The following is a 24,190-nucleotide window of genomic DNA, read 5'->3' on the forward strand; positions in this document are numbered from 1 at the left end:
ATGGTAATTTAGAGGTTAAAAGATAATATTTGGGGAAATTAATATGAAACAAACCTTTTTAAATACAGCTAAATTTGGGTAGACATGTGAATGTTTGTTTTGTAAATAAGCAAATTGGAAGAAATGATGCACAATTAGCTCATAGTCTCTATGCGTAAAAGTCTGTTAATAAAAATTTGGGTAAGATTTTCATGATAAATATAAATATGTAATTTTGAGTAATCTAACTATTCCCAAGCCTTAATAAATGCAGCAAATCGATTATAAAAAAGTTTTTTCAAAATTAAGTCATATAAAAGCTTTATCTCATGATCAAAAATTTGATCAAATAGTACAGAATTTAATCACACATACATTAAATAATGTTTCAGGAAAAAATCCTAAAAATGAAAGCGAAGTAGAACTAAAAATAAAAGAGGTTTACGGTATTTCTATCCGAAATAGTATAATAACTTCAAATTTAGATAAATTACTCGACAAAGAAGAGATAACTCGTGACGCAACTACTCGTGAGTATTTTGTTACACAAGCTGTTTCTATTAAGCTTAAACAAAGATTAGTTGATGCTAGTGATCTCGAAAAAAATGTACAATTACAATGGTTTGAAGAAATTAAAATTTTCATAACTGATATTTCAGAAGAGGGCTTAAATAAACTTTGGAATCTCCTTAAAATATATTTAAGTCACGTTTTTGAACAACATGGTATCCAAACCCTGAACTTTTTAAATCCCAATATTACTATAAATGAAGATGATCAAAAAAATTTGGTAGTAATTGTTGAGTCTATCTTAGAAGAAAATGGAAATCCATTTACTAAAGAAATCTTGATATCTTCTATAAATCAATTTATAATTAATGCAGATGAAATTAGAGCAAATTATATTTCTCAATTAGCAGATGCAACTTTTACAAGTTTTGCATTAACTTCAGATGCAGAAACAGTAAACTTTTTACACAAACGTTATAATAATTTACGCCTTTTTCTTGACACAAATTTTATATTCGGAATATTAGATCTCCATAAAAATAGTGAAGATGCGTCTGCTAGAGAAATTTTAGATGAAGTTAAAAAAAATCGTTTGCCATTTAAACTAATGTATCACCCTGAAACTCTTGCTGAATTCAAACGAGCCTTTGATGCTCGTGCATTATTCATACGAGCTGCCAAGTGGACTAGGGAAACTAGTCGAGTTGCAATTTTGGTTGACGGATTAAGTCCTTTGGAAGAATTGTTTCACAAACAAAATATAGAAAATGAAACAGATCCTGCTGTTTTTCTTGAAAAATATGAACATGTCGACTTAATTTTGAAAGATTTAGGATTAATAGAATATAATCCTCGACAAATATCGGAAAATGAATTAGTCGATATTGAAACAGATGTTGATGCTTACCAAAAATTCTATGAGGAAGTAAAAAATAGAAAAACAAAATCATTTTCTGGATTTAAACATGACGTTGTAGCATTAAGAGAGGTCCGTTCCTTAAATCCTAAGAAAACAAAATTTCTTGAAAGTAATGCTTTTTTTATAAGCTCCGATTTCATTCTTGCAAAATTCGAACGAATATATTATAAGAGAAATTGGGAAATTAATTATGTTGTAAATCCAAGCGTTTTTTTACAACTGATAAGACCATTCATAGAAAATGACTATTCCGCAAATAAAAGATTTATTGATACATTTTCCATACCAGAATTTAGGTCATTTGAAATTGATTATTCAACAACACGCTCAAAAGCGCTCCAAATAATTAATGATAACTATCATGCAACTTCTTTTGAAACAAAAGTTAACATTTTAAGAGATCAAGTATTATTAGATAAATTAGAAAAAGCTAACGATGACTATGATAAGCAAGCTGAAATAATTGAAAGTCATATAGCAATTGAAAACCAAATTTTAGTTCAAAAAAATGAAGAAGTACTACAAAACATAAAATCCGTCAAAATTGAAAAAGAAATTCTGGAAACTAAAAAAATAAGGGCAGAACAGAATATCAAGAATTTTAAAAAAGAAAATGAAAGTCTTCAAACTGAAAAAACTTTAGCAATTGAAGAGGTATCTTCAAAAAACACAGAAATTGAATCATTAAATTCCAAACTTGCAGAAACTGCTAAAGATTTGGAAAGACAGAGATTAGAAAATAAATTCTTAAAAGACTTAGATGAATGGAAAAATAAAAAAGATGACTATATAAAATCTCATCTTAATAACAAACGCTTGGATTATATTTCTGCATCCAAATATTGCATAAGACCTTCCGTAGTTTTATTGTGTGGATCAATGCTAACACCAGTAATTGTTCGATATTATTCCGAACTTAAAACTTATATTGAATCCAATGGCTATTCTGAAATTAATTTAGTTATTTTAATTATAATTTTAGCTATGCTCGCAGGTTGGGAACTATTATTTAGAACATATTTAGCAGACAAAGATAAAGTTAAAATGGGTTTACACTGGATTGGAACATTTGGTTTGAGTGACAATAAGAAGAAAATCCTAAAACCTTATGAACAAGTTTTTGAAAATGATTTTAACTTAATTCACACAAAACCGGAATTACCTAAATAAGAGAATTTATACTAATCACAATTGTAGCTATCCCTCTGGTACTCGTTTGCAACGAGTGCCTACATAAATTAAAAGATAAATTGTAGCATTTGTAATGCGGTTATTAAACCAAAAGTTCATTATAAATTTGTAGGGAATCCATGTAAACAGCCGCGTTGCAAACGCTTTATTTAGTTTCTATAAAGTAAAGCAGGTACTCGTTGCAAACGAACACCAGATTGAATGTTTATTTCGTATATAAATAAATTAGGTGCAACTTAATCCAAAAATTACGCAACAAAATGACAAAGAAGGATAAATTGCTATTAATCCATTTCGTGACAAGAACTGGGATGTATATAAATCCAATTGACATCAATAATGTTCATAGTTTTATTACAGGTTATACGATTGCACGAAAAAACAAATGCAATTTTATTAACTCATTCAAAAAGATACTATCAACAAAGTACAGAATGAAATACTTAAGTGATGGATGGATAGGTCAAATAAACCGCGTTTCTAAAAAACAATCTATATCCAATATTGTCACTTTCAAAAAAATTACACTGGAAACTATATTTATTGATGGACTTGATAAAGAGATGGAAAAAATATTAAAATCAAGGATTTTGGACTTAATTAATAAAATTGATCGAGCAGGTCATCCTTGGTATAAGGAAACATGGAAAGACGATTGGCTTTCTTTAATTCTTATTAATAAAAACTGGTTTAAACAAATGTGGAGTGACGAAGAATTTGAAATAATTAAATTAATAGACAAAGAAGTTACAAGTGGAAATATTACAAACATTTATAAAACTATAGTTCCTTCAGACGCTATATTAAACCTAAAAGAACAATTTGACAAAATAACCTTCAACTAACAGCAGTTTTGTACAAACAGGGTTTTAGTAACAATGGAATGATCTTTTTGTATATTTGACGGTAGTCTTGAACAGAATGGTTTGGGGACTAAATCTTCCGGCTGTCACAAAGCCTGCGAGACATTTCTGCAATCTTATCAAGATTCTGCTAACCTATCTTAAAAAGAATATGATTTTAGAAACTGAACTTTTACCATATATAGTTCGTGCACTTTTGTTTCACATAACTAGTAATATGCGATATATTTTCATCACGAAAAATACCGATCATAATTATACCCTAAATGTTATATTTGAAAAAGATCCATCAGAAAATGAAATTCAATTGCTTATTGAAATAACGGGTGAACTTGACGGCGATCTTTACTTTCAAAATACCAACTACAATTACTTTGTTTCACAGCAAGGTATATTAAATGATATATGGAAATCAAAAGAACATTTTTATCTTGTTTACGCTAGAAACGAAGATTAACTAAAAAACTGTTGAAATTAACAAAGCATCTCAAGAAACATCTCAACTATTTTGTACTTTTGAATATTAAAATTTCAGATTATGAAACTTGAATTGAACATACAGAACAAAAAATTGGAATTAATCCAATGGCTTTCTACACTGGAGGATTCAACGATTATAGAAAAAATTATTGCTTTGAGAAATAATGAATCGAAAGATTGGTGGGATTCCATTTCTGAGAGTGAAAAAGAATCTATCGAGCAAGGCCTGAATGATGCTAATTCCGGAAAATTAAGTTCTCATTCAAGCGCAAGAAAGCTATATGAAAAATGGCTATAAATACTTTGGACAGACTTTGCTCTAAAGGAATTAGAAAAAACAATTGAATACTTAGAAGAGAACTGGACCGAGAAAGAATTACATCATCTCGCTATTAAAATTGAGGAAACATTAAGCTTCATTTCAGAAAATCCAAATTTATTCCAAATCTCTGATGTCAAAAAAGGTATTCGAAGGGTTATAATATTAAATCATAATACACTTTATTATAGATTTCAGAATAATCAAGTTGAAATAATCTCATTTTTTTCTAATAGACAAAACCCTACGAAAAGAAGGTTAAAGTGACCTTACCCAGAAACAAGTAACTGTGGAACAAATTGATATAAATTCAATATTAGCCTAATGACAATCTGGACTCCCCTGTACAAACAAACTCATATTAGATGGAGAAACATACGGAATCCCCAATCCTAAACCTCTCAGAATAAATAAAACCCCAATTACAACAGCCACATAAGGAATTGCTTTTTGAATTTTATTTCGAAAGGGCAGTTTCAGTAAAGAATGCATGTAGACTACAATTGTCATTAAAGGTACTGTTCCCAATCCGAACAAAAGCATATACAAAACACCAAAACCGGCACTTTGCATGGCTATAGCTCCAAATAAAGCCACATATACCATTCCGCAAGGCAGGAAACCGTTTAATAATCCAATCGTAAAAAGAGATTTGTAGCTTTTGTTTTTGAATTGTTTCCCTAAAGTAGATTTTATATTTGAAATAACTTTATAAACCGGTTTTGAGAAATTGTATTTTGAAAAGATTCTTTCCGGAATCAAAACCGCAATTATCATCGCCAGACCAATAAAAATAGACATTTTCTGTTGTAATCCAGCCAGGAAAAAACCTCTTCCTAATAATCCGAAAATTAATCCGATTGTGGCGTAAGCTGTTAGTCTGCCTAAGTGATAGGTGATAATCTGAGTTACTTTTTTAGCTTCATTTTGATGATCAACCGGAAGCATCATCGCAATGGGACCACACATCCCAACGCAATGCAAACTGCTGATAAGTCCTAATATGAAAGCGGAATACAACATTTATTTTTTATTTTTTATCACAGATTTTGCAGATTCAAAAACTAAAAATAACTTCAATTTTACCTGCTCACGTTTTTTAATTAACGTAAATAACCTCTTTGGTTAAGTATTTTTTGCCTTCGTACTGCCATTCCATGTTGACATCCCAACGACCTTTTACCAATTTCTTCTGCGGAATAAGCAAAGATGAATTGGTCAGGACAATCTGAGTATTGAAATCAAACTTTTTGTTTGAAGGACGATACAGCAAAACATTTCCTTTTAGTTTATTGCTTTCAAAAGTTTCCGGAAAAGTGATTTTTACTCCTTCTTCCACATATTTAATCGAAGGCTTGTGCTGCAAATCATGTGCGTTCTGAATTCGTGCCATCTCCTCCTGAAAATGCGAATCGTGCTTGTAATACTCTTCAACAACCAAATCGTTGTCGTATTTGCTGTTGGATTGTACTTCAAAAACAAAATATAAAATGAAGGTCATAAACAATCCGAATGCTATGACAATTCCTGTTCCCCAATTGATTTTCATAATATTGCTATTTTAATTACAACACATAGAATCATAGTTTTCATAGACTAAAAAAGGCGTTTCACTTATTTAAAAACACATAGCTCTGTGTGAAAACTAGTTTTTTTTTAAAGCCTTTTTATTGAAATTTTAATCTATCTTTCTATGTGTTATTTTTTTTATTATACCTAAAAACAAGTTTGTTGTTTAATTAAAACTTCTTGGCCCTAAGAAATTTGTAGTTGATGTTTCCAATAATTCGTTACCATTATAAACCCCAATTTTAACTTTGGTTTTATCGCTTTCCAAAAGAACTTCATCAATTTCTATGAATAACGTTCCTTGCGAAATTCCTTCTTTTGCTACTTTAAAATGCTGTTCTCCCACCTTGCTGATTTCGCCTTTCTGATCGATTAACTCAAAATGAATATCACTATAATACTTCATAGTCTTGTTTACGATTTTATACGTGTAAACATTACTGATTTTATCGCCTTTGTGCTGAAAAAGCTGTCCTGGCAAACGTAATATAATGGCTTCGACATTGGTTCTTAAAAACAACATTCCGACAAAAACACTCAACAGAATAAATAAAACAGCCGTGTACCCTTTCATTCGGGCTGTGAATTTAAAAGGCTCTTTTTTCTCTATTTCATCTTCAGAAGCATAACGAATCAATCCTTTTGGCAAACCAACTGAATCCATTATCGAATCGCATTCATCAATGCAGGCTGTACAATTGGTACATTCTAACTGTGTTCCGTTTCTAATGTCGATTCCCATTGGACAGACATGCACACATTGATGACAATCGATACAATCGCCTTTTCCGGTTAAAGCCCTGTCTTCTTTTTTATTGAATTTTGCACGGCCATTTTCTTTTTCGCCACGAACAAAATCATAAGCTACATTTATCGATTTATTATCTAAAAGTACGCCTTGCAATCTTCCGTACGGACAGGCAATGATACAAACCTGCTCACGGAACCATACAAAAACAAAATAAAAAACACCTGTAAAAATTAGTAATGCAATAAAATTACTTGCCTGCGAAACAGGCCCTTGTTCAATCATCAGAAACAAAGTATCACTGCCAACCAAATATGCCAGAAAAACATTGGCTATGCCAAAGGAAATCAAAAAGAAAATTATCCATTTCGTGAGCCTTTTTCGGATTTTCTCCGCGTTCCATTCCTGTCTTGCCAGACGTGATTGAGCACCGCGGTCTCCATCTATCCAATATTCGATTCGGCGGAAAACCATTTCGAGAAAGATGGTCTGTGGACAAATCCATCCGCAAAATATCCTTCCAAAAACAACAGTAAACAAAATGATAAAGACAACTCCAACTAGCATAGAAATCACAAAAAGATAAAAATCCTGCGGCCAGAAAGGAAATCCAAAAATATTAAAACGACGTTCTATGATATTGAACATCATAAATTGATTTCCGTTAATTTTTATAAAAGGATTTGCAATTAGAATCGCCAATAAAACATAACTGACTATTTTGCGATACTCGTAAAACTTACCAGACGGTTTTTTAGGGAAAATAAACTTTCGTTTCCCGCCCTCATCAATAGTTCCGATGGTATCTCTAAAAGCTTCGTCTGGTAAATTTGACATGGTAATTATTTTTTAACTGCTGTACTATCTGTTGTTTTATTTTGCTGCTGCATCATTTTTTGGAGCACTTTCGTCTACCCAAACTTCTCCTTCAGCTTCTTTTGCATCTTTTGGATTACTTCCCTGCAAAGACAAAATATAACTTGCTACTTTTTGAATTTCTTTTGGTTTCATACCGTTCGTTTTCCATGAAACCATTCCTTTTCCGTCACGACCTCCATTGGTAATGGTATGGAAAACATTTTTAATTCCGCCACCCAAAATCCATTTATCATCTGTTAAGTTAGGACCAATCTGCCCTCCTGCGTCTGCCCTGTGACAGGCTGCACAATTAGTGGTAAAAATTTCTTTTCCGGCAGCTAAGCTTCCTTCATCTGTAAGCAGAACCACTGTTTTTTCATCCATAAGATCCGGAGCTGTTTTTAGATATTCTTCTACCTCAATTTTTGCCTGAGCCATTTCTTTCTTCAATTCCATTTCCTGATTGTCTCCACCAAAAACATCGTAATAGAAAACATAAAACACTCCAAAAACGATACAGATATAGAATAAATACACCCACCATGGTGGCAAATTATTATCTAATTCTTTGATTCCGTCATAATCATGATCCATCAACAAGTCACCTTCTTTTTCAATTGGTTCTGTCTTGGTAAGTTTGTGCATTAAGTTCTTGTACCATGTACTTTCCTGCAAACTCAGACTTTCTTCGTATGCCAGTTTTTCTTTTTCTTCGGGAGACAATAATTGGTACATTACGCGGTTTACAGCACTTAATGTAATTTCGATAGCAATCAAAATAAACAAAAAGACAAATAAAAAGACGGAGACCATTGGGTATTTAATAAAAGCTGGCCTGTCACCTGAGTCTATAAAATATTCCATCAAAGCAAATACGATAAAGAAAACCAATGGTAATCTAACATATACTGGGAAAAACTTTTTCATTTTTATTTATCTTTTAAAATTAAACTACTTCCATCAGCCAAGGGTATCTGACTCATTTCATTAATTTTATCTTTTTTATAAGAGAACACCCAAAGTCCCAGCCCTACAAAAAAGAAAAAGAAAATCAGGAGAGAAAGAATCGGGTAAATTTCTATACCCGATATGGTTTCCATATTGTGTTTTATCTGTTCAAACATAATGCTGTTATTTTGAAGTTTCTTTTACCTTAATATCAGTTCCAAGTCTTTGTATGTAAGCAATCAGGGCTACAATTTCTCTTTCGTTCATAGGAACAAATTTTTCGCCTTTTGCAGCAGCTCTTTTTCTGCTATCCTCATAACTTTTTACGTAATCAGGATCGTTTTCAAGACTTTTTTCAATAGTAAGAGCCTGATCTCTCAATGTTTTCTGCGCATTAGCAACTTCTGCTTCTGAATAAGGAACTCCTAGCGTAACCATAACTTTCATTTTCTTTTCGATTAAGGAGATATCCAATGGTTTGTTATCAAACAGCCATTTATAACCCGGCATAATTGATCCTGCAGATGTACTCTGTGGATTCCACATATGGTTAAAGTGCCAGTTATCATTATACTTACCACCTACTCGCTGCAAATCGGGACCTGTACGTTTTGATCCCCATAAGAATGGATGATCGTAAACAAATTCTCCTGCTTTGGCCTGTGGTCCATAACGCTCTACCTCGCTTCTGAAAGGACGAACCGATTGAGAGTGACAGCCCACACAGCCTTCTCTAATGTATAAATCACGGCCTTCCAGTTCTAAAGGCGTATATGGTTTTACACTTGAAATGGTTGGAACATTCGATTTTACCATAATCGTTGGAACAATCTGAATAATACCTCCAATTAAAATCGCAATGGTTGCCAAAATGGTTAACTGAATCGGTTTTCTCTCTAACCATGAATGGAATTTCTCTCCACTTATTCTGCCGCTTTTAATAGTCTGCAAGGCAGGAGCCTGAGCCAATTCGTCTTCAATTGTACTACCTGCCCTAACTGTCATGATGATATTGTAAACCAGCGTCAGCATTCCGATTAAGTACAAACTTCCACCTATAGCTCTCATCCAGTACAATGGCATAATGGCTGTAACAGTTTCAAGGAAGTTTCCATAAGTCAAAGTACCATCCGGATTAAATTGTTTCCACATCGATGCCTGCTGGAAACCTGCAACATACATTGGTAAAGCATACAAGATAATTCCTAAAGTTCCAATCCAGAAATGGAAATTCGCTAATTTCGTAGAGAACAATTGACTTTTGGTCATTCGTGGAATCAGCCAGTAAATAATACCGAAAGACATAAATCCGTTCCAGGCTAAAGCCCCTACGTGTACGTGCGCTACGATCCAGTCTGTATAATGTGCAATAGCGTTTACATTTTTAAAAGAAAGCATTGGTCCTTCAAAAGTTGCCATTCCGTACCCTGTAATGGCTACTACAAAGAATTTCAATACCGGCTCTACACGAACTTTATCCCAGGCACCTCTTAAGGTTAATAATCCGTTGATCATACCTCCCCAGGACGGCGCTATCAGCATAACTGAAAATGCTACACCCAAATTCTGTGCCCAGTTTGGCAAAGCAGAATATAATAAATGGTGTGGTCCCGCCCAGATATAAATAAAGATTAAAGACCAAAAGTGGATGATTGACAATCGATAAGAATATACAGGTCGGTTGGCCACTTTAGGAATAAAATAATACATCAATCCTAAGAATGGAGTCGTTAAGAAAAATGCCACCGCATTATGCCCGTACCACCATTGTACCAAAGCATCCTGAACACCTGCGTAAACAGAATAACTTTTTAATCCTGAAACCGGAATTTCGATATTATTGAAAATATGCAAAACTGCAACTGTAACAAATGTTGCCAGATAAAACCAAATCGCTACATATAAATGACGTTCTCTACGACGAATCATTGTACCTATCATATTGATTCCCATTACCACCCAGATTAACGCAATTGCAATATCAATAGGCCATTCCAATTCAGCATATTCTTTTGAAGACGTATAACCTAATGGCAACGTAATTGCAGCAGCAACAATAATAAGCTGCCATCCCCAGAAATGCAGGTTGCTCAAAAAATCACTGAACATTCTGGCTTTCAGTAATCTTTGCAGCGAATAATACATCCCGGCAAAAAAAGCATTTCCTACAAAGGCAAAAATGACTGCATTGGTATGCAAAGGTCTTAAACGACCATAACTAAGCCACGAAATCCCGTCGGTCATATTGGGAAAAAGGTACATAACCGCCAGGGTCAGCCCCACTAACATACCTACCACCCCAAAAAGAATGGTAGCATAAATGAATTTTTTTACGATTTTGTTGTCGTAGTAAAATTGTTCCATTTCCATAAGTTGTTGATTTTTTTTTATTTTTTATTGGTTATATGCAACTAGCATATCGTTATGGTTTTACGATGAACTCTATTTTGCTCATTTCATAATTAAACTTGTTTTTCTTCGATTGGTAAATTATTATTTTGAGAGGTAATTTTGGTTTCATCATCAAAGAGGATTCTGACCGAGGGAGTGTAATCATCATCGTACTGTCCGGATTTGACAGCTGCTATAAAGGCAATGAAAAAACAAATTGCAACAAAAATACTTACCGAGATTAGTAGATAAATAACACTCATATCTTTAAATTTATAGTAACAAAATTAGAGTGTTGATGCCTATTAAAATATGATAATTATCATGGTCAAAAAATTTAAAAGAATGTCAAAACAAAAATAAAACACTAATTACCAGTGCTTTATTTTTTATTCGCGTAAAAATTACTCATCAGCGTTACAAAACTCACAATTGTAATGGTACTCAACGGCATAATGATCGCAGCCACTAACGGAAGCAAGTTTCCTGTAACGGCAAATGAAAGCCCTGCGATGTTATAAAGGAGCGATAAAACAAAACTCATTTTAATGATCCTGATTGATTTGTGAGATAACTTTAAAAAGTAATTCAATCGTGAAAATTCACTGGCATCCAGAATAGCATCACAAGCCGGAGAAAATACATTTACATTTTCAGATATTGAGATTCCAACGTTGCTTTGGGCTAAAGCGCCTGCGTCATTCAGGCCGTCTCCAACCATCATTACATTTTGCCCTTTTTCCTGCAGTTTTTTAATAAATTCCAGCTTTTGTTCCGGTTTTTGATTGAAGATCAATTCTGTGTCTTTTGGCAGAATAGCTTCCAGGTTAGCTCTTTCTCCATCATTATCACCGGAAAGAACTTTTATTTGATAACTTTTGCTTAAGGTTGAAAATAACGTTTCAAGGCCATCTCTATACTGATTCTGAAAATTAAACCCTCCGTAATATATCTCATCAATCGCAATATGAAGAGCTGTTTTTTCTATTTCATTAGTATCATTAGTACTTTCAACAAAAGATGCCGAGCCAATTTTGATGGTTTTATTTTCAAAAGAAGCTAAAATCCCTTTTCCGGTAATTTCTTCAAATGCATCCATTTTAATTCTTTTTACTTCCGGCAGAAAATCATATAACATCCTGCTCAAAGGGTGATTGGATGCCCGAAGCACATTTTTAATCAGTATATAATTTTCATCAGATAGCGCATTTCCTTCGTATACAATATTTGATTTTTTATTGGTTGTAATAGTTCCTGTCTTATCAAAAACAATGGTATCTACTTTTGCGAGCTGTTCAATTACCAAAGCATTTTTAAGATACATTTTTTGTTTACCCATTATTCTGAGAATATTACCGAAAGTAAACGGTGCCGTCAATGCCAGTGCACAAGGGCAGGCTACAATTAAAACCGCTGTAAAGACATTAAAAGCTGTATTTGCATCAATGAATATCCAATAACCAAAACCGGCAAATGCAATAAGCAGTAAGATTGGAGTGAAATACCGGCTTATTGCATCTGTTATCGTTTTATGCTTTTGATCAACTTTTTTCTGAAAAATTTCATTACTCCATAACTGTGTTAAATAACTTTGTGAAACCGAATGCAGCACTTCCATTTCGATTACTTTTCCAATTTGTTTTCCTCCGGCAAATACTTTGTCTCCTGATTTTTTAGTAATCGGAATTGCTTCTCCGGTTACAAAACTATAATCTATTTCAGCTTTCTCACTAATCAATATTCCATCAACAGGAATTAACTCCTGATTTCGAATTAATAATCTGTCTCCTTTTAAAACATCATAAATCGGCACACTTTCCTCTGATGTATTAGAATTGATTCTGGTAACTGCAATTGGGAAATACGATTTAAAATCTCTTTCGAAACTCAGAAAACTATAGGTTTTTGTCTGAAACATTTTTCCGAGCAGCATAAAGAAAACCAAACTCGCCAAACTGTCAAAAAAGCCAGGACCATGATCCATTAGCATATCATAAGAACTACGAATAAACATCACGATAATCCCCAAAGCGATTGGAATATCAATATTTAGCATTCTCGTTTTAATACTATAATAAGCTGAAACATAATAACCACTCGCTGAATAGAGAAAACTTGGCAATGCCAAAACAAAAATCAAAAGTCTGAAAAACGGTTTGTAATTATCAAGCCAGAACTCTCTGATCTCAAAATATTCGGGAAATGACAATAGCATTATATTTCCAAAACAGAAAAAAGCAACACCTAGTTTGTAGGTTAAACTTCTGTCTACTTTGGTCTTTCCTGTTTCATAGTTTTCTAAACTAATATAAGGTTCGTAACCAATTGAACTCAGCAGATAAACAATTGCTTTAAGGGAAACTGCTTCTGAATTGAATGTAATGCGGACTTTTTTCTCCGGAAAATTAACCTGGGAGGCACTTATGCCGGGCTGTAATCTATTAAGATTTTCAAGAAGCCAAATACATGAACTACAATGAATATGCGGAATATTTAAAGAAACAATAGAAGTATTTCCTTCCTGAAATTCTAAAACTTTTGAGATAATAGCTTCATTGTCCAAAAAGTCATATTTTCCCTGAATGTCCTGTGGGGTAGCACCCGGAGATTTTTCAAAATCATAATAGCAGGTTAAATCATTAAGACTAAAAATTTCGTAAACTGTTTTACAGCCACTACAGCAAAACTTTTTTTCATCAAAATTGATTACTTCATTTTTAGCAATTGTAAGTCCACAATGAAAACAACTCTGCCCGCTCATAACTTATTTATTTTATACAACAAATATTCAAAATAAGAAGCGGCTATAACTATGACATTTATCATGTCGCAATGAAATACAATATTCAATTGAGAAAATAAATAAGTAAATTATTAAGAATGGTTTTCTTTAGTGTATTTTCAGAAATATTATCACCTATGAAAGCGATTATTAATTAATTTTGCTGTAAATATTTTTGCTATGAACAAATGTGACCAATGCATCGTACGACAACTTTCTTCTCTTAAAGCGCTTAATAAAGAGGAAGTTGTCAAATTGGCTAATAGTAAAACGACTCACAAAATAAAAAAAGGCGAAGCTATTTTTGAAGAAGGTGAAGTCACAAATGGTGTTTTTTGTGTGAAAGACGGCATTGGAAAACTCTCTAAATTAAGTGCCAACGGAAAAGACCAAATTGTAAAACTGGTCAAATCAGGAGAACTTTTGGGACAACGCTCGATGATTAGCAACGAACCCGCAAATTTATCAGCAAAAGCAATTGCAGACATGGAAGTTTGTTTTATTCCGAAATCTGAAATCATCCATTTCTTTAATAATAACAATCAATTCTCTATGAACCTGATGCAATCTGTTTGTGAAGATTTGAAAGACTCTGAAAACGATAAAATTGCCTTAGTGCAAAAAACCGTAAAACAACGTTTAGCAGAGACCCTACTCCATCTTCATGATGCTTTTGGTGAAAACACAGATAAAACACTAAAAGTTCAGCTCACAAGAGAAGAACTTGCCGGTATGATTGGGACTGCTACAGAAAGCTGTATCCGATTATTATCTGACTTTAATAAACTGGAATTTATAGAATTGGTTGGCAAAAAAATCGTGCTAAAAAACATACATTCCTTAAAAAAACTAGCTGAACAATTATAGTTTTTTGGCTTCGTTCCAAAACACATCCATTTCTGCCAGAGTCATATCCATTAAAGGCTTTCCTAATTCTCCCGCTTTATTTTCTAAATACTGAAAACGTTTAATGAATTTTTTATTGGTGCGTTCTAAAGCATCTTCGGGATTTACATTCAGAAATCTTGCATAATTGATCATCGAAAATAAAACATCACCAAATTCGGCTTCAATTTTATCCTGATCTCCGGATTTAACTTCAACTTGCAGTTCTTCCAGCTCTTCTTGTACCTTATCCCAAACCTGATGTGGTTCTTCCCAGTCAAAACCTACACCTTTAACTTTATCCTGAATTCGGCTTGCTTTAACTAACGCAGGCAAACTTCTCGGAACACCTTCCAAAACTGATTTTTTACCTTCTTTGAGCTTTAGTTTTTCCCAGTTTTGTTTAACTTCTTCTTCATCTTTTACAACAGTATCACTATAAATATGAGGATGACGGTGAATTAATTTGTCACAGATTTCATTACATACATCTGCAATATCAAAGTCATTTGTTTCTGATCCTATTTTAGCGTAAAAAACTATGTGAAGCAATAAATCTCCCAATTCTTTTTTAACTTCATTCAGGTCATTATCCAAAATAGCATCGCCTAATTCGTAAGTTTCCTCAATTGTCAGATGCCTTATGGTCTGCAACGTTTGCTTCTTATCCCACGGACATTGCTCACGCAGTTCATCCATTATAATCAATAATCTTTCGAAAGCTTTAAGCTGAAGTTCTTTGCTCATTTTTGAAGTTTTTTTGTGGTAACCGAATACTGTAAAAGTAAAAAATCCTGCTAAGAAATATCTTAACAGGATCAATATATTTGAATGTAAAAACTACTATTCTTCTTTTTTAGCTTTTGCTTTTTTGGCAGGAGCTTTTTTTACCGGTTCTTCAGCAGCTATTTCTTCTGACGTTGAAGTTGCAGCAGGAGCTTCATCCGTAACTAACCCTTTTGCCTGAAGCGTGTTATACCAATTTAATACCTTTTTAATATCAGATGGATATACTCTCTCTTCATCATATTCCGGCAAAATTTCTTTGAAATAAGCTGTTAGTTTTGCATTATCTTCTTTATGCGAAATTGCCTGACCTTTGTTTTCTTTAACAGCAATACGCTGCATTACTTCTGTTAAAGGTTTTTCGCCTTCGTAAGTGTAAATAGAGATTTCAGACAATAAACTTACATTACTTTTTAAGTTTACCGTGATTTTTTTTCCGTCTGTTAATGATTCTGCCACAAAACCTGTACGAGTTTGCACTTTCAACACATATAAACCCGGTTTGCCAGAAATGGCTAAAATTTTCTCTAAATTCATGTTTATTAAATTATAGTATTAAGAATTTGGTGTATTATAATTATCTTCCTTTTTTTGCGGCAGCAAATTTCATTCTGTACTCCTGAAAAGTCTTGCCTTCGGTAATATTTTTTAGTTTCTTCTGAATCAAACGCTTTTTTAAAGATGATATTTTATCCGTAAATAAAATTCCTTCAATGTGGTCATATTCATGTTGAATAACCCTTGCTATCAAACCCTCGAAAACCTCGGTTTTCATTATAAAATCCTCTTCACAATATTCTATTGTTACAGTAGGTTTTCTGTATACATCCTCACGAACGTCAGGAATACTTAAGCACCCTTCGTTAAAACTCCATTCTTCACCTTCTTCTTTAACAATTTTTGCATTAATAAAAGTTTTTTTAAATCCTTTTAAATCTTTCTGTTCATCAGATGGTAAATCTTCGTCATCGCTAAAAGGACTTGTATCAATTACAAACAAACGAATAGGCATACCTACCTGCGGTGCGGCAAGTCCCACTCCGTAAGCATTGTACATGGTTTCATACATGTTTGCTATAGTTTCTTTTAAGCTTGGATAATCTGGCGTAATTGCCTCACCCACTTTTCTTAAAACTGGATCACCATATCCTACAATTGGTAAAATCATTTCTATTTTTTTATGTATTTATCTATTGAAAACACTAATTAATTCAATGAATTCAGCAGGCAAAAATAGTAAAAAAAGTCAATCAACATTTTAAAAATAAATATTAAATATCAATTTTAACCTGCTCTTCAAAATCAAAGCTATAATTATGCCAAATTGATTCGTACAATTCTTACCTTTGCTTTAAACCCATTTATATGCTAGATCGTATTGCAAAATTTACCAACAGTACTTCCTTTTTAAACGCCACAAAAGTAACTATTGCATCAGTAGTGCCTGTTTTAATTTTGAATTTTCTTGGACATTTTGAAATTGGGTTTACCATTGCATTAGGTGCTTTTTACACCTACCCCAGCGACATTCCAAGTACGCTCAGTCATAAAATAAAAGGATTAGTTGTTACTTCATTTATCGTTTCAGGAGTGAATTTATTAGTAAATCTGGCCTATCCATTTCCTTACTTATTTTATCCCTTTCTGGCAATATTACTTTTTTTATGCTCTATGATTTCGGTGTATGGACAGCGGGCAACTTTGGTTTCGTTTTCGGCCTTACTCTCTATTTCATTGTCATTCGGTCATTTGCATCAGGGGATGGAAGCTGTGTACTATTCATGTTATATTTTTACCGGAGGAATATTGTATTTAGTAGTATCCCTGCTATTTCATTTTGCACAGCCTTATAAATATATTGAACTTCAAATTGCTGACGGAATACGATTAACAGCAAAATATCTAAAACTAAGAGGCGATTTATGGAATCCTGAAGCCGACAGAAAAGTAATCATCGAAAAACAATTAACCATTCAGGTTGAACTTAATCAGATTCATGAAGATTTACGTGAAGTATTATTTGGTAACCAAACTGCTACGGTAGGAAGCAGTCAAAACCGAAAAATGCTGTTGGTTTTTATTACTTTGGTTGAAATTCAGGAATTAGCCTTATATACTTCTTTTGACCATAGTAAACTCCATGAAAAATTTGACAAGCATCCAAATGTTCTACGGACTTATCAAAATGTGGCCTATAAACTGGCTTCTACTTTAAAAAAACTTTCCAAAAACGTACATCACATCACGAAATATATTGATAAAAATGATTTAAAAAATGAACTTGACGCTCTTGAATTTGCCATTTTTGATTACGAAAAAACCTTAGGAAAAGAAGATGCTGCAGAAGGCGTTCTAATGCTGACCAACATGCTGAAATATGCAAAAAATCAGGTAGGGAAAATTAAAATCATACAGCGTGCATTTTCACTTGCCATGCAGTCTTATAAATTAAAAGAAAAAGATAAAGAATTAGAAAAATTCCTGACACCTCAATATTATCCTCTCCGCACCCTGACAGAAAATTTAAGTTTTTCTTCATCCATTTTCAGACATTCTCTGCGACTGACTATTACCATTTTGATTGGTTTTATTATTGGAAAATTTCTTCCGTTTCAAAATGTATATTGGATTTTGCTTACAATCGTTGTAATTATGAGACCGGGTTATGGCCTTACGAAAGAGCGTTCTTATAATCGTATTTTTGGAACTATCTTAGGAGGATTACTTGCGTTTGGAATCGTTTCACTTATACAGAATCATTTCGCTTTGAGTCTTTTGTCTATTGTTTGTATGCTTCTTGGCTTATCGTACGCTCAAAAAAATTATAAGATTAGTGCTACTTTTGTTACGATGTATGTCGTTTTCATTTACGGTATTCTGGTTCCAAATGTAGTTGAAGTAATTCAGTTTCGAATTCTGGATTCCCTGGCCGGAGCAATTTTGGCATTTTTAGCGAATCAATTTTTATGGCCGGCATGGGAATTCATAAATACTCCGATACATGTTGAAAATTCGATTAGAGCCAACCGTGTATATCTTAAAGAAATTGCAGATTTTTATAATAAAAAAGGTGAAGTACCCACTTCATACAGACTAGCGAGAAAACACACTTTTATTGAAATCGGAAACTTAATGACTTCTTTTCAGAGAATGATGCAAGAGCCAAAATCAAAACAAAAATTACTGCCTAAAGTTAACAAACTGGTGGTTTTAAACCATTCATTATTATCTTCGTTAACCTCCTTATCCACCTATATTCAATTACATCAAACCACTTCAGCATCAGAATCATTCAACTATATCATAAAAACAATTCTTTCTAATTTAGATAATGCCGTTTCAATTTTAAGGAACGAAACTATTATAACAGATACTTTTTTTGACAAAGAAGATGTTACCTTACAATTTGAAGAAATGAAACGTAAAAACTTCACTCGTTTAGCAACAGATGAAGAACTGGACAAAGAAACAAGGCAGGCAAAAATGCAGGAGGCTCAATTGGTTATTGAGCAATTAATCTGGATGAGCAATTTATCCGAAAAAATATTAAAAATTACAAAAGAGATTAAAGCAACAAATCCAGATTAATTCATCTGGATTTGTTGATATATTAGTAAACAGAAAATTTAACTGATTATTTTAACTTTAAAACTTCTGAAGTTTGTTTTCTGATTTCTGTTAAAAGCTCTGGCTTATCGTTTAAAGTTTGCCCGTAGGAAGGAATCATGTTTTTTAATTTTGCTTCCCATTCCGGCGTTTTAATTTGATCTGAAAAACATCTTCCAATTAAATCAACCATAATCGAAACTGCTGTAGAAGCTCCTGGAGATGCTCCTAATAAAACGGCTAATGTTCCGTCATGCGTATTAATAACTTCTGTTCCAAACTCTAAAACCCCACCTCCGTTTTCACCTTTTTTGATCACCTGAACTCGCTGACCTGCTTTTTCAAGAACCCAGTCTTTAGATCTTGCTGATGGCAAATATTCACGCAAAGCCTTAATTCTGTCTTTTGGAGACTGACGAACCTGCTCAATTAAATATTTTGTTAGCGGAATATTATTAAATCCCGCTGATAGCATCGGAATTAAGTTATTTGCTTTTATAGATAATGGTAAATCTAAATAAGATCCATTTTTTAAGAAACGGGTTGAAAATCCTGCGAAAGGTCCAAAAAGTAATGCTTTTTCACCATCAATTACACGTGTATCAATGTGAGGAACCGACATTGGCGGAGCGCCAACACTTGCTTTTCCGTATACTTTTGCCTGATGTTTGGCGATAACCTCCGGATTTGTACATTTTAACCATTGCCCACTTACCGGGAAACCTCCATAACCATCTCCTTCTGGTACATTGGCTTTTTCCAGTAATGGCAACGAGCCACCACCCGCACCAATAAATACAAATTTAGTATATGCTTTTCTTTTTTGGCCAGACCCTAAATCAGTTATTTTAATTCTCCATGATTTATCATCACGTTGTTTTAATTTTTGAACTTCATGATTAAAATACAAAGAAACACCGTCTAATTTTTCTAAATAATTAAACATACTTCTGGTCAACGCACCAAAATTCACATCGGTACCAATGGCCATTGTAGTGGCTGCCAGTTTTTCGTCAGGTTGTCTTCCTTCCATTACAAGAGGCATCCATTGTTTTAGCTGCTCAAAATCGGTACTAAACAACATTTCGGCAAATAATGGATTAGTCTGCAAAGCTTCATAACGAGTTTTTAAGTACTGAACATTTTTATCACCCCAAACGAAACTCATATGAGGCACACTTTTGATAAAATTTTCAGGTGATGGCACCTTATTTTGCTCTACTAAATAAGACCAAAACTGTCGTGAAACCTCAAAAGCTTCAGCAATGCTAATGGCTTTTTTAGGATCTACAGAACCATCAGCTTTTTCAGGTGTATAATTTAATTCACAAAAAGCAGAATGTCCTGTTCCGGCATTATTCCATGCATCAGAACTTTCAGCTGCTGCGATGTCTAATCTTTCGTAAATTTCAATCTTTATATCAGGTTGTAATTCTTTTAAAATTACCCCAAGAGTAGCACTCATAATTCCAGCTCCAATAAGCACTACTTCACTATTGGAACGTATTGTATTGTCAGGCATAACACTATTTTATTTAAAAATGCAAAGTTACCTTTTATAATCTCAAAAAAAAAGGTTTTTCGACATGATAAAAGTTAGAAAATCATATTTTTTTCTAAATAAAGTGAAATTTATTGCCTCAAAAGTTAAAAACGATTAGAAGAAAGATAGTCCTGAAGCATAATCGTTGCGGAAATTTCATCAATCAGTCCTTTGTTCTGACGCTGCTTTTTGCTTAGTCCACTATCGATCATTGTCTGAAAAGCCATTTTTGAAGTAAAACGCTCATCTACGCGAACGACTTTCATCTCCGGAAAAATATTAGAAAAATGAGTTACGAAACCTTTTATGATAGATGCACTTTCAGATGGCTGGCCATTCATTTGTTTCGGCTCACCAATTATAACCGCTTCTACCTTCTCTTTTGCAAAATAATCTTTTAGGAAATCTATTAAAGTATTCGTTGGAATCGTGGTTAAGCCCGATGCAATAATCTGCATTTCATCAGTAACGGCTATTCCAGTTCGTTTTTGTCCGTAGTCTATGGAAAGGATTCTGGGCATTTTTAAATTTTTATTAAAGATAGAAAGTAAATTTCAGAAACTTAAAGAGAATCTTTATGCTTTATAAATCCGAAAACAGAAATAAAATCTTCTGACTCATCAATAAAATAAACACAGACATAACCTTTAAACACATAATCTCTTATCATTTCATTGTTGAAATATTGAGACTTCTTAAAATGAAAAGGATTTTTAAGATCTTTTCTAATATTTCGCAGTAAATCATTTTTAAATTTTCTGGCTGCTATTGGTTTATCTTTTGAAATGTAGTCAACCTGTAAATCCAAGGCAAACAAAAACTCTTCCTGCAGTCTAATTTTCATATTTTGAAATCGTTTCTTCAAGCATAGCGTCTACTTCTTCTAAAGTATAGAATTTTGCAGTTCCATTTTTAATCTTAGCATATGTAGTATTCAATTTCTTCTTATTTTCCTCAAAATCAGGATCAAAAAAAGTTATTTCTTCAACAATTTTCAATTCATCAGAAGAAAATGAACTCAATACTTCTAAGATTTTCTCTTTAATTTCTGATTTAAATTCCAATCTAATCACTTCCATAATAGTTTCATTTACAATACAAATATAAAACTTTTCTGCCTATGCCTTATGGATTTAATTTTCCAATTCTCAGCAATAATGGAAATGTAACTTCCTGATTACTTTTTTGCCAGGAAACTTTCAATTCATCATAAATTAAATCAATCGGATTTTGATTATTCTTTGAAATATAATGCTGAACCGAAGACCAGGTCTGGAGATATCCTATTAATATTTCAAAAGTCCAGATAAATTGATTTTGAAATTTCTCTGCCGAAATTTCATCGAACGGAAATGGAATCGTTTCATAATTTTCATCCAGATACCTTCTTTCCACATCCCAATAAGAGCCTACAATATCATAATAAAAATGTCTCAGGATTTTATCTGAATCCGGATTGGTAGAAAATAATCCGTAACCCATGACAGCAAAAATGCCTTCCGGTTTTAATATTCTGTAAATTTCTTTATAAAATGGATCAAAATCAAACCAGTGTACAGCTTGTGCCACAACAATCAAATCAAATTGCTGATTTCCGAAAGAAGTTTTCTCAGCAGATCCTTTACTATACATTATATTATTAGCCTGAGTAGCATTGTCTAGTTGCTTCTGGCTTATATCTGTTGCAAATACTTTATCAAAATAAGCCGAAAGTTTATGGGCAACCTGCCCGTTTCCTGTAGCCAGATCCAAAGCAGTCGATTTAGTATCAACAAACGAAATTATATATTGAATCATTTCCTCAGGATATTGAGGACGAAATTTAGAATAATCCACTGCCTGTTTTGAAAAATTATCTTTCATGAATATGAATTTTAAATCAATATCCTAAAGGTATAACTTTTATTTTAGCCCTCTTTTTATAAAACCGCCTAAACTGCAAAAAATCCGTTCTGAAAAATTCAAAACGGATTTTAACCAAATTTAAAACAACTAAAAATTTATTATAAAGTAGCATTATCTACCGAATAATCTACTAAAAAAACCTCTCTCCTCTTCTTCATCTTCTGCCTTAATTTCATAATTAGCAAATTTTGACTGCGCTTTTTCATGTTCATAAATCAACTCCTTAATATATTCAACATAACTTCTCTTTTTTTCTTCAAGAAAGCCAATCAGGTATTTTTCACTAAATTCAACGCCGCTCGCTGCTTCAATTTGAAGTAACTTTTTATAAAGCGGCTCAATATGCAAAGAAATAACCTCCTGAGGAACGGATTGTCTTCTTCCAAAATAATTCACAATCACTCCGTTTTCATCTCTTGCAATTTCAAAATCTGTAATTACCCAGTAATACCTTCCCGATTTGGCTAAATTTTTCACAATTGCATGAAAGTTTTTTCCTTGTTTCAGATTTTCCCAAAGCACTTTGAAAATTACTTTTGGCATATCGGGATGACGTATAATATTATGCGGTTGTCCCATTAGTTCATAATCTTCATAACCAGAAACATCTACAAAAACTTCATTGGCATATTCTATAATACCAAAAGCATTTGTTTTACTCATAATTACTTGTGTTTTGTCCCACGTGACTTCTTTATCAATAACTGCAATTCGGTTTTGAAGCTGATTTTCCTGATTCATATTGACTTACTATAATGATTGTTTAAATTATTTCAATTCCTTTTCTTTTATCAGAAATTGTGCTGCAAAACTAATAAGAACAAAAATTACCAAATCTGATTTTTATCATATAATAAACATTAAATAATTGTCATTTTCAGATCCCATTCAGACAAAACAGAATTTATCAAATTAAAAACAAAAAGTTATATTTATAACACTTTCAAATTGATTTACCTTTTTGATTTTATACAAATACCCTATCTTTGCCAAAAATTTAAACTTATGAGTTCTTTACAAACTATAATTGAACAAGCTTGGGAAAACAGAGCTTTATTACAAGAAGAAACAACTACTAATGCGATCAGAGAAGTTATCGAATTATTAGATTCAGGAAAACTTCGTGTTGCTGAACCAAAAGGTGACGGATGGCAGGTAAACGAATGGGTAAAAAAAGCAGTTGTGATGTATTTCCCTATCCAAAAAATGGAAACATGGGAAGCCGGAATCTTCGAATACAATGACAAAATGTTGTTAAAAAGAGATTACGCTGAAAAAGGTGTTCGTGTAGTTCCCGGAGCTTCTGCCCGTTATGGTTCTTATATTTCGAGTGGTGTTATCATGATGCCGAGTTATGTAAACATTGGTGCTTATGTTGATGCCGGAACAATGGTAGATACGTGGGCAACTGTTGGAAGCTGTGCTCAAATTGGTAAAGATGTACACTTAAGCGGCGGTGTTGGTATTGGAGGCGTTTTAGAGCCATTACAAGCAGCTCCTGTTATCATTGAAGATGGTGTTTTTGTAGGCTCACGCTGTATTGTTGTTGAAGGTGTTCACGTAGGTAAAGAAGCTGTTTTGGGTGCAAATGTATGTTTGACTGCTTCTACTAAAATTATTGATGTTACCGGAGAAACTCCTGTAGAAATGAAAGGTTTTGTTCCTGCACGTTCGGTAGTAATTCCTGGAAGTTATACAAAAAAATTCGCTGCTGGTGAGTTTCAGGTTCCATGTGCCTTAATTATTGGTACACGTAAACCATCTACAGATTTGAAAACTTCATTAAATAATGCGTTACGCGAATATGACGTAGCCGTATAATTTAAGACTCAAATATTTTAAATTCCAAATTCCAAACTGTTGATTGGAGTTTGGAATTTTTATTTTAAAAAGTATTTCTATTTTTGC

At 33.1% G+C, this 24,190-nt stretch carries 25 protein-coding genes; 8 read left to right on the plus strand and 17 right to left on the minus strand.

Annotated features, from left to right (window positions below; genetic code table 11):
• The first annotated feature begins 247 nt into the window (after positions 1-247).
• The 5 genes from JE46_RS08320 to JE46_RS23830 all read left to right on the plus strand — a co-directional run bounded on the left by JE46_RS08320 (position 248) and on the right by JE46_RS23830 (position 4,528).
• Positions 248-2,578, plus strand: a complete 2,331-nt coding sequence (locus JE46_RS08320; protein ID WP_031454806.1) for a hypothetical protein — start codon at positions 248-250, stop codon at positions 2,576-2,578.
• 455 nt (positions 2,579-3,033) lie between these two features.
• Positions 3,034-3,444, plus strand: coding sequence for a hypothetical protein (locus JE46_RS08325; protein ID WP_157505893.1), 411 nt, complete (start codon positions 3,034-3,036; stop codon positions 3,442-3,444).
• A 235-nt stretch (positions 3,445-3,679) separates the two neighbouring features.
• Positions 3,680-3,919 (plus strand): hypothetical protein, encoded by a 240-nt coding sequence (locus JE46_RS24255; protein ID WP_167343423.1) that lies wholly within the window; start codon positions 3,680-3,682, stop codon positions 3,917-3,919.
• An 81-nt stretch (positions 3,920-4,000) separates the two neighbouring features.
• Complete coding sequence (locus JE46_RS08335; RefSeq protein ID WP_031454809.1) at positions 4,001-4,240, plus strand: hypothetical protein; 240 nt, start codon at positions 4,001-4,003, stop codon at positions 4,238-4,240.
• Between the two features lie 42 nt (positions 4,241-4,282).
• Entirely contained in the window at positions 4,283-4,528 is a 246-nt protein-coding gene (locus JE46_RS23830; protein WP_236010795.1) for a type II toxin-antitoxin system RelE/ParE family toxin, read from the plus strand.
• 54 nt (positions 4,529-4,582) lie between these two features.
• Here JE46_RS23830 and JE46_RS08340 read toward each other — a convergent pair whose 3' ends face one another.
• From JE46_RS08340 to JE46_RS08375, 8 genes are all read right to left on the minus strand, one after another.
• Positions 4,583-5,284, minus strand: a complete 702-nt coding sequence (locus JE46_RS08340) for a sulfite exporter TauE/SafE family protein (protein ID WP_031454810.1) — start codon at positions 5,282-5,284, stop codon at positions 4,583-4,585.
• Between the two features lie 76 nt (positions 5,285-5,360).
• A complete protein-coding gene (locus JE46_RS08345) occupies positions 5,361-5,810 on the minus strand; it encodes a FixH family protein (RefSeq protein ID WP_031454811.1) in 450 nt (149 codons plus the stop codon).
• Between the two features lie 186 nt (positions 5,811-5,996).
• Positions 5,997-7,415, minus strand: a complete 1,419-nt coding sequence (gene ccoG, locus JE46_RS08350) for a cytochrome c oxidase accessory protein CcoG (RefSeq protein ID WP_031454812.1) — start codon at positions 7,413-7,415, stop codon at positions 5,997-5,999.
• A gap of 36 nt (positions 7,416-7,451) precedes the next feature.
• Positions 7,452-8,363, minus strand: coding sequence for a cbb3-type cytochrome c oxidase N-terminal domain-containing protein (locus JE46_RS08355; protein ID WP_031454813.1), 912 nt, complete (start codon positions 8,361-8,363; stop codon positions 7,452-7,454).
• Between the two features lie 2 nt (positions 8,364-8,365).
• Positions 8,366-8,560, minus strand: a complete 195-nt coding sequence (locus JE46_RS08360; protein ID WP_031454814.1) for a cytochrome c oxidase subunit IV — start codon at positions 8,558-8,560, stop codon at positions 8,366-8,368.
• 7 nt (positions 8,561-8,567) lie between these two features.
• On the minus strand, positions 8,568-10,754 hold the full coding sequence (ccoN, locus tag JE46_RS08365; protein WP_031454815.1) for a cytochrome-c oxidase, cbb3-type subunit I: 2,187 nt from the start codon (positions 10,752-10,754) through the stop codon (positions 8,568-8,570).
• A 92-nt stretch (positions 10,755-10,846) separates the two neighbouring features.
• Positions 10,847-11,038: a cbb3-type cytochrome oxidase assembly protein CcoS gene (gene ccoS, locus JE46_RS08370; RefSeq protein WP_031454816.1), complete on the minus strand. Its 192-nt coding sequence runs from the start codon at positions 11,036-11,038 to the stop codon at positions 10,847-10,849.
• Between the two features lie 119 nt (positions 11,039-11,157).
• A complete protein-coding gene (locus tag JE46_RS08375; protein WP_031454817.1) occupies positions 11,158-13,536 on the minus strand; it encodes a heavy metal translocating P-type ATPase in 2,379 nt (792 codons plus the stop codon).
• 201 nt (positions 13,537-13,737) lie between these two features.
• Here JE46_RS08375 and JE46_RS08380 point away from each other — a divergent pair, with 201 nt between their 5' ends.
• A complete protein-coding gene (locus tag JE46_RS08380) occupies positions 13,738-14,424 on the plus strand; it encodes a Crp/Fnr family transcriptional regulator (protein WP_031454818.1) in 687 nt (228 codons plus the stop codon).
• Here JE46_RS08380 and mazG read toward each other — a convergent pair.
• The 3 genes from mazG to def all read right to left on the minus strand — a co-directional run bounded on the left by mazG (position 14,419) and on the right by def (position 16,396).
• Positions 14,419-15,189, minus strand: coding sequence for a nucleoside triphosphate pyrophosphohydrolase (gene mazG / locus JE46_RS08385; RefSeq protein WP_031454819.1), 771 nt, complete (start codon positions 15,187-15,189; stop codon positions 14,419-14,421). The genes JE46_RS08380 and mazG overlap by 6 nt on opposite strands.
• A gap of 96 nt (positions 15,190-15,285) precedes the next feature.
• Entirely contained in the window at positions 15,286-15,765 is a 480-nt protein-coding gene (locus JE46_RS08390) for a DUF5606 family protein (protein WP_031454820.1), read from the minus strand.
• A gap of 40 nt (positions 15,766-15,805) precedes the next feature.
• Positions 15,806-16,396: a peptide deformylase gene (gene def / locus JE46_RS08395; protein ID WP_031454821.1), complete on the minus strand. Its 591-nt coding sequence runs from the start codon at positions 16,394-16,396 to the stop codon at positions 15,806-15,808.
• Positions 16,397-16,593: 197 nt separating this feature from the next.
• Here def and JE46_RS08400 point away from each other — a divergent pair, with 197 nt between their 5' ends.
• Positions 16,594-18,816 carry an FUSC family protein gene (locus tag JE46_RS08400; RefSeq protein WP_031454822.1) on the plus strand — a complete coding sequence of 741 codons (2,223 nt, stop codon included), beginning with the start codon at positions 16,594-16,596 and terminating at the stop codon, positions 18,814-18,816.
• A 46-nt stretch (positions 18,817-18,862) separates the two neighbouring features.
• Here JE46_RS08400 and JE46_RS08405 read toward each other — a convergent pair whose 3' ends face one another.
• From JE46_RS08405 to JE46_RS08430, 6 genes are all read right to left on the minus strand, one after another.
• On the minus strand, positions 18,863-20,356 hold the full coding sequence (locus JE46_RS08405; protein WP_031454823.1) for a malate:quinone oxidoreductase: 1,494 nt from the start codon (positions 20,354-20,356) through the stop codon (positions 18,863-18,865).
• A 125-nt stretch (positions 20,357-20,481) separates the two neighbouring features.
• A complete protein-coding gene (gene ruvX / locus JE46_RS08410) occupies positions 20,482-20,898 on the minus strand; it encodes a Holliday junction resolvase RuvX (protein WP_031454824.1) in 417 nt (138 codons plus the stop codon).
• 41 nt (positions 20,899-20,939) lie between these two features.
• Positions 20,940-21,221: a type II toxin-antitoxin system RelE/ParE family toxin gene (locus JE46_RS08415; protein ID WP_031454825.1), complete on the minus strand. Its 282-nt coding sequence runs from the start codon at positions 21,219-21,221 to the stop codon at positions 20,940-20,942.
• Complete coding sequence (locus JE46_RS08420) at positions 21,211-21,456, minus strand: hypothetical protein (protein WP_031454826.1); 246 nt, start codon at positions 21,454-21,456, stop codon at positions 21,211-21,213. The genes JE46_RS08415 and JE46_RS08420 overlap by 11 nt, the downstream gene beginning before the upstream one ends.
• Before the next feature lie 46 nt (positions 21,457-21,502).
• The gene (locus JE46_RS08425; RefSeq protein WP_031454827.1) at positions 21,503-22,240 is read right to left on the minus strand and encodes a class I SAM-dependent methyltransferase; all 738 of its coding nucleotides are present in this window, start codon (positions 22,238-22,240) and stop codon (positions 21,503-21,505) included.
• Positions 22,241-22,393: 153 nt separating this feature from the next.
• Complete coding sequence (locus JE46_RS08430) at positions 22,394-23,023, minus strand: PAS domain-containing protein (RefSeq protein ID WP_031454828.1); 630 nt, start codon at positions 23,021-23,023, stop codon at positions 22,394-22,396.
• A 264-nt stretch (positions 23,024-23,287) separates the two neighbouring features.
• Between JE46_RS08430 and JE46_RS08435 the strand changes: the two genes are divergently transcribed.
• On the plus strand, positions 23,288-24,103 hold the full coding sequence (locus JE46_RS08435) for a 2,3,4,5-tetrahydropyridine-2,6-dicarboxylate N-succinyltransferase (protein WP_031454829.1): 816 nt from the start codon (positions 23,288-23,290) through the stop codon (positions 24,101-24,103).
• Positions 24,104-24,190: the final 87 nt, after the last annotated feature.

Origin of the sequence: Flavobacterium chungangense LMG 26729 (genome assembly GCF_000735715.2) — a bacterium.
Taxonomy (GTDB): domain Bacteria; phylum Bacteroidota; class Bacteroidia; order Flavobacteriales; family Flavobacteriaceae; genus Flavobacterium; species Flavobacterium chungangense.